This is a genomic window from Klebsiella sp. 10-1 (assembly GCF_009758445.1).
GTDB classification, from domain to species: Bacteria; Pseudomonadota; Gammaproteobacteria; order Enterobacterales; family Enterobacteriaceae; genus Klebsiella; species Klebsiella scottii.
The window spans coordinates 634,018-646,627 of record NZ_WQRE01000003.1; the positions used below are offsets into that span (position 1 = coordinate 634,018).

Sequence of the window (12,610 nt, forward strand, 5' to 3'; positions counted from 1 at the left end):
CCGGTAGACGATCCTGCCCTATAGTTGGACTGACCCCACACCACCATTCGCCCTGAATTTTACATTATTCATCATCCCAACCAGTGATGGATGAGCAGATTTATCATCCCGCCACCAACGACTAACCAGATAAACAAAATTAACCCCAACAAAAACGGACGCAATCCGGCGTTTTTAAGTTGACTGATTCTTGTTGATAATCCCAGCGCAGCCATCGCCATCGCCAGCAATACGTTATCCAGGGCATTGATGCCTGATACCATGGCGGGCGGTAAAAAGTGGAATGAGTTAAACAGTGCGACCAAAATGAATATCAGCGCAAACCACGGAAAGGTGATGCGTTTCTGGCGAGTTCCGACTTCGCCCGCGTACCGGTTCACCATCGCTCCCAGTACCAGCAGAAAGGGTGCCAGCATCATGACCCGCAGCATTTTCGCTATCACTGCGGCGTTTTCGGTGTCCACACTCACTGCATGACCGGCAGCGACCACTTGTGCTACTTCATGCATGGTTGAGCCGGTATAGATGCCAAACTGTGTCAGTGAAATGCCGGGCAGCGCATGGGCAAATTCGCGCCAGATAAAGGGATAAAGAAAAATACCCAGCGTGCCGAAAATTACCACCGTTGCCACAGCCACCGCGACTTTTGACGCTTCTGCTTTTACTACGGGCGCGGCTGCCAGGACTGCTGCAGCACCACAAATGCTGCTGCCAGCGCCGATTAACCAGGCGGTTTTTCTATCGATTCCTAACAAGCGATAGCCCAGAGTGCTGGCAATAATAAAAGTGCTGCACAGCATTATCACATCGATCATGACACCACTGACGCCCACATCCATCACCTGCTGAAAAGTCAGGCGGAATCCGTACAGAATGATGCCAAGACGCAGTAATTTCTGCTTGGCAAACTGCATTCCCTCATCACAATACGGATGAATCGACGGATACACAGTATTGCCCACCACAATGCCGACGATGATGGCCAGTGTCAATGCACCCAAACCGAGGCCAGACATAATAGATTGATTGCCCAGCCACGCGGTAGTAAAAGCGATAATCGCCGTTAGCAATAGACCAGGGATGAAACGCTTGAAGCTTTGTGAATGTTTCGTCAGGGACAATTCGGCCATAACTTTCTCCTCATGTATAGGACTGAGCATGAGAGTAAATCGGCAAAAAGAATAATTTATTATAACGTTATCGCTAATCTGAATATCAGATATAGACTCATCAGGAACAAGGCTTCTGTGTCAATGCCACTCAGGATTAAGTTAATACTGCAATATTATCAGATAATTAATTGAGTTTCCGGCCAGTGTAGCAAGATAAAAATCACTCTTCTCAGAGGAAAAACGTGAGCCGCGCTGAATAGTAACAATAAAAAACCAGCTGAATAGCGTGATTCAACGCGATCAGGATGCTCGGAACTCCTATATATGTCATAGTGTGAATAGTCAGCATTGCCCTATGTCGTTCTTAGTGAGGAAGACATCATGAGTCAGGACACTCCTTTATCGGCTGAAATGAAATCGGCCGTCTTTCAACCGCTTTATCTGCAAATCAGCCAGTTATTGCTGGAAAGAATAGCCTCCGGCGAATGGCCAGCAGGCACTTATATCCCCAGCGAGGCGAGTCTGGCAGATTCCTATAATGTCAGCATTGGTACCTTGCGTAAGGCCTTAAATGAGCTGGTGAGTAACAACGTGGTTATCCGCTACCAGGGTAAAGGCACGGTGGTTGCTGCACATGATTCCGATAGCGCATTATTTCGGTTTTTTAATATCCTGCGTGAAAATGGCGAGCGTTCACTGCCGCTGTCGCGAGTGCTGGCGCGTCATCTGCGCACCGCATCAGAAGAAGAAGCGCTGGCGCTGGATATTGAGCCTGGCAGTAAGGTCATCCATATCTGGCGCGTGCGTGACCTGGATGGTGCTCCCGCCATTCTTGAACACGTCTATATTGATGCAGCACGCTTCCCAGGGATGGATCGTGAACCTGACATCCTGCCGAACACGCTTTACCAACTGTACCAGCAGAAATATGCCTGTACCGTTGCCAATGCGCATGAGCAAATTAAAGCGATAAATGCAGGACCGGATGAAGTCCTGCATCTGGAGGCGGAAGAGGGGGAGGCACTGCTGCGCATTTACCGCATTGCGCGGGATTTCCAGGATAAAGCTGTGGAGTATCGTGTATCCACTGTGATGACGCGGCACCACGCCTACTTTAACCAGCTCTGATTCGCAGCTGCTCCAGCAAAGCAGCCGGCAATGAAATCTGCGTGCTGTTTTGCTGCGCTACTGCCTGACGACGTTCTCCAGGCAAGCGCACGCCTGGTTGCTGCTGCATGGCTGCAAACAACTGCTCGCTGTGTTGCAAATATCCTGCGGAGAAAAATGCGGGGCTCAGCAATAACAGCAACTGTGCAATATGTGGCGGTCCTCCCTCGGTATTGAAAAATGAACTGGCCTGAAAACCATAATTGCTGCCAGTCAGACCAGCGGTGAGCAGTTCAACCATCAGTGCCAGGGCCGCCCCTTTTGTGCCGCCCGCCGGTGCCATGCTGCCCGCTAGTGCGGCGTCAGCATCTTGCGTGGGATGCCCATCTCTGTCCAGCGCCCAGCCCAGCGGAATAGCCTCTTGCTTCTGGCTGGCCAGCATAATTTTACCGCGCGCCACTTCTGAGAGCGAAAGGTCAATGACCAGCGGATGCTGATTCTCACGCGGCGAAGCAAAAGCGATGGGGTTGGTGCCAAACAGCGGGGTGTTGCCTCCCCATGGCGCCATTGCAGCCGGGCCGTTGCTGAATGCGAGACAGACCAATCCCTGACGCGCGGCCTGTTCAGCGTAATATCCGGCCATGCCGAAATGGTGTGAGCGGCTAATAGCCACCGCCACAATTCCACAATGCTGCGCCAGGGCGATCCCGTGATCCAAACCTCGCTGCACGGCAGGAAACGCCAGGCCGGAATCGGCATTAACATTCACCACGCTGCCATACTCTGCCAGCACGGACTGCGCATCTGGCTTCAGTTTACCGCTATCCAGTTGATCGAGATAGAATGGCAGTCTGGCAAAGCCGTGAGAGGCGATGCCAGCTTGCTCGGCTGCCATCAATGCGGCGCAGGTATCCGCCGCTGATACAGAGCTGACGCCGGATTTTCGTAGTGCCTGTTGAGCAATAATGCTGAGTTCTTCTACCGCCAGCGTCATGTGACTCATTGCAATGTACTCCTCTCTTCTCGTGTGGCCGGCATTGGCGTGTCGACATTTTGCTTTTCTGGCAGAGTGATCACCCCCGGCCCCTGTCGTAGTTGTTCATGTAGCTGTGCCAGATCGAGTTTCTTTTCCCAACGGGCGATCACCAGCGTCGCCACCACATTACCGATCATGTTGGTGACGGCGCGCATCTCATTGAGGATGCGATCAATGCCCAGCACCAGCGTGATTCCTGCCAGCGGAATAATGTTATGGGTTGCCAGTGTGGCGGTTAACGCTATCAGCGCCGCCCCCGCTACGCCTGCGCCACCTTTTGACGTGAGCAACAGAATTAATAGCAGACCAATTTGTTGCCACAGTGTCAGGTCAGTATTGGTGGCCTGAGCAATAAATAGCGAAGTCATAGTGAGGTAAATCGCTGCACCATCAAGGTTAAATGAGTATCCCGTCGGCAACACCAGCCCGACAATGGCGCGGTTGCATCCCAACGTCTCCATTTTTACCATTAGGCGCGGCAGTACCGATTCGGTGGTTGACGTGCCCAGCACAATCAATAACTCTTCCCGGAAATAGAGGATGAGCCGCCACAGGTTGACGCCGACCAGTTTACAAATCAGACCCAGTACGCCGCCAATAAAGAGAAAACTGGTGATATAGAGACAGACAATCAACATGCCAAGGTGTTGCAGGGAGGTGAGACCATATTTACCCACGGTGAAGGCGATGGCACCGAAGGCACCCAACGGTGCCAGGCGCATGATGAGCTCGACAATCCGCATCAAGACTTCGCCGCACTGCTCGATCGTTTTGGTGATGAAGGCGCTGCGCTGCGAAACCAGCGAGAGCGCAACCCCAAACAGCACCGAAAACAACAGTACCTGTAGTAAGTTCCCTTGGGCAAAGGCGCCAATCACCGAGTCTGGAATTATCTGCTCCAGGAAGCCTTTACTGTGCTCACTGATGCTAACGTAATGATTTACGGTGCTGCCGTCGAGCTTACTGGCATCAATATTCATGCCCGCGCCAGGTTTGATCACATCGGCCACCACCATGCCGATAATCAGCGCCAGCGTGGTGACCACTTCAAAGTAGATCAGCGTCTTGCCGCCGACTTTGCCGACCTGCTTCAGGCTCTCCATCCTTGCAATACCAATCGCCACGGTACAGAAAATCACTAAGGTCACGATCATCTTTATCAGACGGATAAAGGTATCGCCGAGGGGTTTCATCTGAACGGCAAAATCAGGAAAGGCGTACCCCACAGCAACTCCGGCGACCAGGCCGATCAAAACCTGGACGTAAAGGTGCTTGAGCATTCGCATTGGGTTGTCCTCGCGAAGCCTGGCGGCTGCGAACCGGCGCTCGGGAAGCCGCCGCAGGCGAGTAAAGAGATGACGCCCGCCACTGATGGCGGGCAGGTATGTTACGCACTTTCAAAAATACGGGTCAGGACAAACTCACGATGGCCGAGCGCTTCAGCGGCGGTGAGTCGCCCGTTAGCGGTACGCAACAGTGACTCAAGCAGCGCATCCCCGGCCCCATCCATATTCATTTCGCGGCGCAGCACGGCTGAGACATCCACATCAATATGTTCTGACATGGTGCGCACCGTGCGTGGATTCGCACACACTTTGATGACCGGCAAAATCGGGTTGCCAATGACGTTCCCCTGGCCGGTCGGGAAGAAGTGCGCTACATAACCGGCTGCCGCGCATAGCGTGACCATTTCGGCTGCTGCAGATGAGGAGTCCATGAACCACAACCCGGGTCCGGTGGGGGTTTCTGCTTTATCCAGTACGCCATCGACCCGACATTTCTTACCGATCTTCTGAATATTGCCCAGCGCTTTCTCTTCGATGGTCGTGAGCCCGCCCTCAATGTTGCCTTTGGTGGGCTGCGATTCCGAAAGATCGCTGGTTTTCCAGCGGTCGATCATTGCGCTGTAGCGATCAAACATGAACTGGAACTTCTGGCGCACATCGTCATTGGCGCAGCGTGCAGCCACCAGATGTTCGCCGCCAGTCAGCTCGGAGGTTTCGCCAAAGACAAGGGTGTTACCGTTCTCATACAGGCGGTCAAACAGGTTGCCCACAGAAGGATTAGCACCGCATCCCGAGGTCGTATCAGACTCGCCGCATTTGGTCGATACCCAAAGCTCGCTGATGTCGCAAGTTTCCCGCTGCAGTTCAGATGCATATTGTGAAAACTCTCTCGCTTTGCGTGAGGCGGCACAAATGGTGTTGTGATCTCCGTTCTGCTCGATCCAGAAACCGGCTACCGGTTTACCCGTGGCTTTAATGCCGTCAACCACGCGTTGAGTCCAGCCAGGCTCAATGCCAATCACAATTACTGCCGCCACGTTCGGGTTGCAACCCGTACCAATCAGGGTGCGGAAATGGAGCTCCAGGTCTTCACCGAACTGCAGGCGACCATAAGGATGGGGCAGCGCTATGGTCCCTTTGATATTGTTTGCCACTGCTTCTGCTGCTGCATTTGAGATATCATCTACCGGCAGTACAATCACGTGATTACGAATACCGACACGACCATTTTCACGGCGATAGCCTGAGAACTGACGTCCTTTGATTTCCATCATTACCACCTTTTAGTTTTAACGTTGTGTACGTGTAGATGTTCGCCCTGCTGGATTGCCGCCACGACGCGGCCAATGTCTTCACCGTATTTGATCACGGTGTCATTTATCGCCAGATCGCGAATTGCCAGCTTATGGCCGATTGGAATGGCATCTTTCACTGCAAATTCAATGGTTTTGTTTTGATCCATTATCCAGCCTGTCAGGGTTTGACCTGCCTCGATCCCTTCCACCACCACGACTCCTACCGAGTCGCCATCATCGTGAACCACGAAATCAATACTCATTACAGCCTCCGATTGTCGAACAACAAATGAACTCATATATATGACATATTATAGATGAGTTGAGATGGCAAAATTTATTTCGATTTTGCCGACTTTTTTGCGAGCGGCTTCACGAATGCAGGAATAGATGGAAACAGGAGATGAGAGGACAAATCTCTAACCAGTTAAAACGGTGATTTATAATAGTTTAATTTATAAGGCTTAAAGCTAGGAGGTTAAAATGTGATCGCCTTATGAGTTTTGCGGATTGAAGTCGATCGCGATCACTTTTTGTTCAATTCGATTTTGCACTATTTACGCATGCTCACTATAGATAAATGCAGTCATATATATGACACATGATTTCACCTTTAATTTTGTCTGGAGATGCGTATGTCAGTTACCTGGTTAAAGAAAGCAACTAAATCACCGGAATCCAACACGGCTGAAGCGCGGCAGGTGGTGGAAGAGATGCTCGCCACGATTAAGTCGCAGGGTGAAGATGCAGTGCGGCAATACGCCAGGAAACTTGATAACTGGAAAGGCGACATCATCCTGACACCGGAACAGATTGCGATGCAGGTCCGCGATGTGCCAGCGGAAGTCAGAAAGGATATCGACTACGCCATTGAACAGGTTTACACCTTCGCCTGTGCGCAGCGTGAATCCATCCAGGATTTTGAGGTGACACTGCCATCAGGTCTTGTGGCCGGACAAAAGGTGCTGCCGGTGACCACTGTCGGCTGTTACGCACCGGCTGGTCGCTATGCGCACATAGCTTCCGCTTACATGGGGGTGGCCACTGCGAAAGCTGCTGGTGTAAAGAATATTATAGCCTGTTCAGGCCCCTATCTGAGCCAAAGTATTCATCCTTGCGTGCTCTACGCTTTTCACCGTGCTGGCGCGGATACCATTATGACGCTGGGTGGTGTACAAGCCATTGCCAGTATGGCGTGGGGGTTGTTTAGCGGTAAGGCGGCGGATGTTGTGGTGGGACCGGGCAATAAATTCGTTGCTGAGGCGAAACGTACGCTGTTTGGTCAGGTGGGCATTGATGTCTTTGCCGGACCTTCAGAAGTGGCGGTGATTGCCGATGAAAGCGCTGATGCCGACATCGTTGCCAGCGATCTTGTTGGGCAGGCGGAGCATGGTCATGAATCCCCTGCGTGGCTGTTTACCACATCACGCGAACTGGCTGACGCGGTGATGCTCAAAGTCCCACTGCTGATTGCCGAACTGCCGCCGGTAGCTCGCGATGCAGCGAGCTGCGCCTGGCGCGATTATGGCGAAGTGATTGTTTGCGACAGTCGCGAAGAGGTGGTGGAAGTTTCCGATCGTTACGCTTCCGAACATCTTGAGGTGCATACCCGCGATTTGAACTGGTGGCGCGATGCGCTCAGCTGTTACGGCTCGCTGTTCCTCGGCGAAGAAACCACGGTGGCATTTGGGGATAAGTGCAGCGGACCGAATCATGTCCTGCCTACTAAGGGCGCAGCACGCTACTCCGGTGGACTCTCCGTTCACAAATTCCTCAAAACCCTGACATGGCAGCAGATGCCTCGTGATGCCATACCGCAGATTGCCGAAACCACCGCGCGTATTTCACGCATGGAGGGCATGGAGGCACATGCGCGCACGGCCGAGGTGCGTCTCGCGAAATACTTCGCGGGTCAATCATTCCAGCTCGGTTCACCTGTTACGCGCTAAGGAGGTTGCGATGCAAGCGGCAACATTATTCAACTTAACGGGCAAAACCGCGCTGATAACCGGCGGTGGCAGCGGCATCGGTTTTGCTATCGCGCAAACGCTGGCTGCAGCAGGCGCGCAGATCGTTCTTGCGGCGCGACGCGAGGGGCAGTTGGCTGAAGCCACACAGCACTTGATTCAGCAGGGTGCGCAGGCGCGTTATTGCTGTGCCGATGTGACGCAGATGGCGGCATTACAGGCTCTGGCGCGTGAAAGTGCTGATGCCGATATTCTGGTGAATGCTGCAGGCGTTAATCTGCGCCAGCCATTCGAAGAGGTAACAGAAGCAGATTGGGATCAGCAGCTGTCGCTCCACCTTAAAGCCCCGTTTTTTCTTACTCAGGCGCTGGCGCCCCGTATGGCACAGCGCGGTTGGGGGCGCATCATCAATATCGCGTCACTGCAATCACACCGCGCTTTTGATAACAGCGCACCCTACGGCGCGGGCAAAGGGGGCATTGTTCAGCTTACCCGCGCGATCGCACAGCGATGGGGACGTGACGGTATCACCTGTAATGCTATCGGTCCGGGCTTCTTTCCTACCGCACTGACCGGCCCCGTTTTTGCCGACCCCACCATTCGTGAGCGACATGCCGCGCGAACCTGTCTGGGGCGCAATGGCGAAATGAACGATTTACAGGGCGCGACGCTGCTGCTTGCCAGTGACGCCAGTGCCTATATCACCGGGCAAATATTGATGGTGGATGGCGGTTACAGCGCTATCTGAATCAACACTTATGTGGAGAGAAATACATCATGCAAACACCTGCTGCCGGCAATCTGCGACGCGTCACGTTGTCGAGCCTGTTTGGTTCGACTATAGAATGGTATGACTTTTTCCTTTACGGCACAGTCGCGGGAATGGTGTTCAACAAACTCTATTTTCCGGAAGGCGACCCCTTTATCACCACGCTGCTCTCTTACGGCGTATTTGCCATTGGCTTTTTAACCCGGCCATTAGGTGCCATCATTTTTGGGCATTTCGGCGATACGCTGGGCCGAAAAAAGATGCTGATCCTGACGTTGGTGATCATGGGTGGTGCTACCGTGGTGATCGGGCTTGTTCCTGGCTATCACCAAATTGGTCTGTGGGCACCGTGCTTACTGATTCTGTGTCGATTAATTCAGGGTATCGGATTAGGCGGTGAGTGGGGGGGGGCGGTACTCATGACATTTGAATCTGCACCGGAAAAACATCGCGCTTTCTTTGCCAGTATTCCACAAATTGGAATGTCCCTTGGCCTGCTGCTGGCGTCAGGTGCGATTGGTCTGGCTTCGTATTTGCTGCCCGATGAGGCCTTTATGTCGTGGGGTTGGCGCGTGCCGTTTATACTTAGCGGTGTCTTTGTCATCATCGGCACCTACATCCGTAAAAACGTCGCAGAAACCGAAGATTTTCTCAAAGCGCAGGAGGCGCGTAAGCATGCACCGAAACGCATCCCGCTGGTGGAGCTGTTCCGCAATAACACCAAACTGGTGTTTACCTGTATGGGGATGCGGCTGATTGACGGTGTGTTCTTCAATATTTTTGGCGTTTTTTCCCTGACTTATCTGACGCAAAACCTGAATATTCCGCGCGATCAAGCCATTGTCGCGATCCTCGCCAGCGCCTTTGTCATGAGCTTCTTTATCCCGTTCTGGGGCTACATGGCGGATCTCTGGGGGCGTGCGCGCATCTTTGCCATGGGGGCAACGCTTTCAGCACTGTCGGCGTTTCCTTCGTTCGCACTGATGCATAACCATCCCGACAACATCTGGCTGGTATGGGCCGCCATCGTGATCCCGTTTGGCATTTTCCATGCCGCCGTGTTTGGCACACTGTCATCGGTCTATTCAGAGTGCTTTGATGCCTCGGTGCGCTATACCGGTATCTCATTTGCCTATCAAATTTCCGGAGTATTTGCGGGTGGCCTGACACCTGTGCTGGCTACGATCTTCTCTAACATGCTCGGTGGTCGTCCTTGGCTCATCTGCGCGTATGTATTGGTTATCGGCCTGACCAGCGCTGCATGTGCGCTCTATCTGTGGCGACAAACCCACGGTGCCGGTCGGGTGACGGTGACAAATTCTGTATTGATTAAGTGAGAGCTTATGAAAACGTTGATTTACAGCCGTCCTTATCAGATGGCCATTGAAGAACGCCCTTACCCGCAACTGGCAGCGGGGCAAGAGCAGGTGGTGATCCGCATTGGCGCGGCGGGCATTTGTGGTTCCGACATGCATGCCTTTCATGGCCAGGACCCACGCCGACAGCCAGGGTTGGTTCTCGGCCATGAACTGGCAGGAGAAATTGTGGAGAGTCAGTCGCCGCGTTTTCTACCTGGCGATCGTGTCACCGCCAATCCGCTGATTACCTGTGGGGTGTGTGAATACTGCCGCCAGGGACGCGACAATTTATGCAGCGACCGTCATATGGTGGGAATGGATTGGCCAGGCGCGTTTGCTGAGTTTATGGCCATTCCTGCTCGTTCTGTGGTGCCACTGCCAACTGGTATTTCTATCCAGCATGCGGCGCTGACTGAACCGGCGTCCACGGTAGTTCATGCCATGCGTTTAACCCAGCGGACGTTAACGCAACCGTTGGCGGAAACGCGAACGCTGGTGATTGGTGGCGGTGCGATAGGTTTGTTAACGGTATTAGTGCTGCGGGCATGGGGTTGTCGTCACATCACGCTGGCTGAAACCAATGCGCTGCGTGCTGAGGCGGCTGAGCGCTATACCGGTTGCATCAGTATCAACCCAATGGAAACCAGCATCAGCGAGTCGAGTCATCAGTTGGTGGTTGATGCTGTGGGTGCGGCTGCAACACGTCAGATGGCTATTCAGGCAGTAAAACCAGGAGGGGTGATCATGCATATTGGCTTGCAAGCGTGGGCCAGCGAGATAGATATGCGCAAAATAACGCTTGGCGAGATCACGCTGCTGGGCACCTATACCTACACCATGGACGATTTCTGCCTCGCTCTGTCGATGCTGGAAGAGGGGGCACTTGGGGAGCTTGGCTGGGTGGAATCGCGGCCACTTAGCGAAGGTGAACAAGCCTTTTCCGATCTGGAATCACAGCAGGTTTCAGCTGCGAAGGTTTTACTTATACCTTGAAAAAAAGCGGTGCCAAGCCGCCGCTTTCGCCGACTCATCACATCCATAATGGCTGATTTTTTGATATTCTTATATTCACAACTGGACTAGTGTTCCATTCAATTATGCATTTCCGATCTTAGAATTTCTGAGATGTACAATCTTTTTGAGATATACGATAGAGCACCGAAGAAATGCCACTTTCTTCCTTACAACAGCCATGAAAACCTTTGCCACAATTCTTTTCAGTGCGTTGTGCCTGGACTAAAGCCGGTGGAACGTATCTCCGGCAAACATCGACATAGCTTTACGTCTATACGTCTATTTCCTGGACTGGGTTCTCTGCATAACAATCCATTCCACTTCATGCAAGCCAGTAGTCGCTCCTAGTATGGCTTTGCTATGTTGAGACTGTCGGTTCAATAATCAGGTCGTAGAATTACTCTATTTCCTACCTAAAATATACGGTGGTACATAAGATTTATGGCAAGTATCAAGATAATCCGACCACCATTGCATCATCGCTTTACGGGCATCAAGATACTCTGCTTTATGGATGTAAGCCGCTCGAACGCTATTGCGTTCTTGATGGCTCATCTGCCGTTCAACCGCATCCTGTGCCCACAGTCCAGACTCCATCAGCGCACTACAGGCCATTGCCCGGAATCCGTGACCGCAAATTTCATCTTTCGTGTCATAACCCATCAAGCGCAGCGCTTTGTTGACCGTGTTTTCGCACATGGGTTTATACGGATTATGATCACCGGGAAATATGAGTTCCTGATGCCCAGAGATTTCCCGTATCTGTTTCAGAATAGTGATGGACTGACGGGAGAGGGGAACGATATGCGGCGTGCGCATTTTGGCACCACGCCCGGAATAACGCACACCGGGGATGGCTTCACGGGTAGCCGGAATGGTCCAGATTTTGTTTGTGAAATCGATCTCAGACCAACGGGCGAAACGCAATTCGCTGGAACGGATGAAAAGGTGCAGAGTAAGTGATACTGCCAAACGGGTTAATTCTCGCCCTTGCATGTAGTCTTCAATGCGAGTCAACAGTTCCGGTAGTTTCTCCAGCGGAAGGGCAGGGTAGTGGCGTTTGACGGGCGGCGCGATTATACCGTCCAGATTGGCTGCTGGATTATGCTCTATCAACTCCTGATGCACAGCATGACGCATAATGTTGCACATATGCTGCCGAGTGCGTGCTGCCACTTCCAGCAGACCTTTTTTCTCAATCCCTTTCAGAAGGTCGATGAAATGGCGGGTTTTCAGTTCTGTGACTGGCAGGTGTCCAATTATCGGGAAGATATGATTATTCATGCTGGCAAGCAGACGGGCGGCATGATTCTCTGACCATGCTCTATTGCTTTTATGCCAGCTTAGTGCCACTGATTTGAAGGTTTCCTCTGGTGAGGAAGTGGTTCTTTCAGCAGAGCGCTGTTGAGCCGGATTGATATTCTGCGCCAGCAATTTACGGATGCCGTCACGCTGTTGACGAGCAGCGGCCAGAGACACATCAGGATAGGCGCCTAAGCCGAGGCGGGATTCTTTTCTATTGATACGATATTTGAGATACCAGAGACGTGAACCGCCTGGATTAACCAGCAGATACAGACCATGAGAATCGGAAACTTTGAAGGGTTTTGCGGATGGTTTTAAGCTGCGGATTTTTGAGTCGTTAAGAGACATTTGGGGGTCACTC

Annotated in this window: 11 protein-coding genes; 5 read left to right on the forward strand and 6 right to left on the reverse strand. The window is 52.4% G+C overall.

Annotated elements, in window-relative coordinates; all coding sequences use genetic code 11:
• Positions 1 to 71: 71 nt before the first annotated feature.
• Positions 72 to 1,130: a YeiH family putative sulfate export transporter gene (locus GO007_RS14815; protein WP_095101110.1), complete on the reverse strand. Its 1,059-nt coding sequence runs from the start codon at positions 1,128 to 1,130 to the stop codon at positions 72 to 74.
• A 363-nt stretch (positions 1,131 to 1,493) separates the two neighbouring features.
• Here GO007_RS14815 and GO007_RS14820 point away from each other — a divergent pair, with 363 nt between their 5' ends.
• Positions 1,494 to 2,240: a GntR family transcriptional regulator gene (locus GO007_RS14820; RefSeq protein WP_095101112.1), complete on the forward strand. Its 747-nt coding sequence runs from the start codon at positions 1,494 to 1,496 to the stop codon at positions 2,238 to 2,240.
• Here the strand turns inward: GO007_RS14820 and GO007_RS14825 are convergent.
• The 4 genes from GO007_RS14825 to GO007_RS14840 all read right to left on the reverse strand — a co-directional run bounded on the left by GO007_RS14825 (position 2,227) and on the right by GO007_RS14840 (position 6,099).
• Positions 2,227 to 3,222 (reverse strand): Ldh family oxidoreductase, encoded by a 996-nt coding sequence (locus GO007_RS14825; protein WP_198389046.1) that lies wholly within the window; start codon positions 3,220 to 3,222, stop codon positions 2,227 to 2,229. The two genes, GO007_RS14820 and GO007_RS14825, sit on opposite strands and share 14 nt — an antisense overlap.
• Positions 3,219 to 4,541 carry a C4-dicarboxylate transporter DctA gene (dctA, locus tag GO007_RS14830; RefSeq protein WP_095101114.1) on the reverse strand — a complete coding sequence of 441 codons (1,323 nt, stop codon included), beginning with the start codon at positions 4,539 to 4,541 and terminating at the stop codon, positions 3,219 to 3,221. Before dctA ends, GO007_RS14825 begins: the two co-directional genes overlap by 4 nt.
• Before the next feature lie 101 nt (positions 4,542 to 4,642).
• A complete protein-coding gene (locus tag GO007_RS14835; protein WP_095101116.1) occupies positions 4,643 to 5,812 on the reverse strand; it encodes a UxaA family hydrolase in 1,170 nt (389 codons plus the stop codon).
• Positions 5,813 to 5,814: 2 nt separating this feature from the next.
• A complete protein-coding gene (locus GO007_RS14840) occupies positions 5,815 to 6,099 on the reverse strand; it encodes a UxaA family hydrolase (RefSeq protein ID WP_095101118.1) in 285 nt (94 codons plus the stop codon).
• Between the two features lie 372 nt (positions 6,100 to 6,471).
• On the opposite strand from GO007_RS14840, the gene hpsN reads away from it, so the two are divergent.
• Genes hpsN through GO007_RS14860 form a run of 4 tightly spaced genes read left to right on the forward strand, consistent with a single transcriptional unit; the run spans position 6,472 to position 10,923 of the window.
• Complete coding sequence (hpsN, locus tag GO007_RS14845) at positions 6,472 to 7,785, forward strand: sulfopropanediol 3-dehydrogenase (protein WP_095101120.1); 1,314 nt, start codon at positions 6,472 to 6,474, stop codon at positions 7,783 to 7,785.
• Positions 7,786 to 7,795: 10 nt separating this feature from the next.
• On the forward strand, positions 7,796 to 8,551 hold the full coding sequence (locus GO007_RS14850) for an SDR family NAD(P)-dependent oxidoreductase (protein WP_095101122.1): 756 nt from the start codon (positions 7,796 to 7,798) through the stop codon (positions 8,549 to 8,551).
• Between the two features lie 29 nt (positions 8,552 to 8,580).
• Positions 8,581 to 9,909, forward strand: coding sequence for an MFS transporter (locus GO007_RS14855; protein WP_095101124.1), 1,329 nt, complete (start codon positions 8,581 to 8,583; stop codon positions 9,907 to 9,909).
• 6 nt (positions 9,910 to 9,915) lie between these two features.
• Positions 9,916 to 10,923, forward strand: a complete 1,008-nt coding sequence (locus tag GO007_RS14860) for an alcohol dehydrogenase catalytic domain-containing protein (RefSeq protein ID WP_095101127.1) — start codon at positions 9,916 to 9,918, stop codon at positions 10,921 to 10,923.
• Positions 10,924 to 11,346: 423 nt separating this feature from the next.
• Here the strand turns inward: GO007_RS14860 and GO007_RS14865 are convergent, their stop codons facing one another.
• Positions 11,347 to 12,597, reverse strand: coding sequence for a tyrosine-type recombinase/integrase (locus tag GO007_RS14865; protein ID WP_095101129.1), 1,251 nt, complete (start codon positions 12,595 to 12,597; stop codon positions 11,347 to 11,349).
• Between the last annotated feature and the right edge of the window lie 13 nt (positions 12,598 to 12,610).

What these genes read in the sequence shown, in the direction of transcription:
- GO007_RS14820 (WP_095101112.1), top strand. Translation starts at nt 1,494, where the DNA reads ATGAGTCAGGACACTCCTTTATCGGCTGAAATGAAATCGGCCGTCTTT.
- GO007_RS14835 (WP_095101116.1), bottom strand. Translation starts at nt 5,812, where the DNA reads ATGGAAATCAAAGGACGTCAGTTCTCAGGCTATCGCCGTGAAAATGGT.
- GO007_RS14865 (WP_095101129.1), bottom strand. Translation starts at nt 12,597, where the DNA reads ATGTCTCTTAACGACTCAAAAATCCGCAGCTTAAAACCATCCGCAAAA.
- GO007_RS14825 (WP_198389046.1), bottom strand. Translation starts at nt 3,222, where the DNA reads ATGAGTCACATGACGCTGGCGGTAGAAGAACTCAGCATTATTGCTCAA.
- GO007_RS14860 (WP_095101127.1), top strand. Translation starts at nt 9,916, where the DNA reads ATGAAAACGTTGATTTACAGCCGTCCTTATCAGATGGCCATTGAAGAA.
- GO007_RS14850 (WP_095101122.1), top strand. Translation starts at nt 7,796, where the DNA reads ATGCAAGCGGCAACATTATTCAACTTAACGGGCAAAACCGCGCTGATA.
- hpsN (WP_095101120.1), top strand. Translation starts at nt 6,472, where the DNA reads ATGTCAGTTACCTGGTTAAAGAAAGCAACTAAATCACCGGAATCCAAC.
- GO007_RS14840 (WP_095101118.1), bottom strand. Translation starts at nt 6,099, where the DNA reads ATGAGTATTGATTTCGTGGTTCACGATGATGGCGACTCGGTAGGAGTC.
- GO007_RS14815 (WP_095101110.1), bottom strand. Translation starts at nt 1,130, where the DNA reads ATGGCCGAATTGTCCCTGACGAAACATTCACAAAGCTTCAAGCGTTTC.
- GO007_RS14855 (WP_095101124.1), top strand. Translation starts at nt 8,581, where the DNA reads ATGCAAACACCTGCTGCCGGCAATCTGCGACGCGTCACGTTGTCGAGC.
- dctA (WP_095101114.1), bottom strand. Translation starts at nt 4,541, where the DNA reads ATGCGAATGCTCAAGCACCTTTACGTCCAGGTTTTGATCGGCCTGGTC.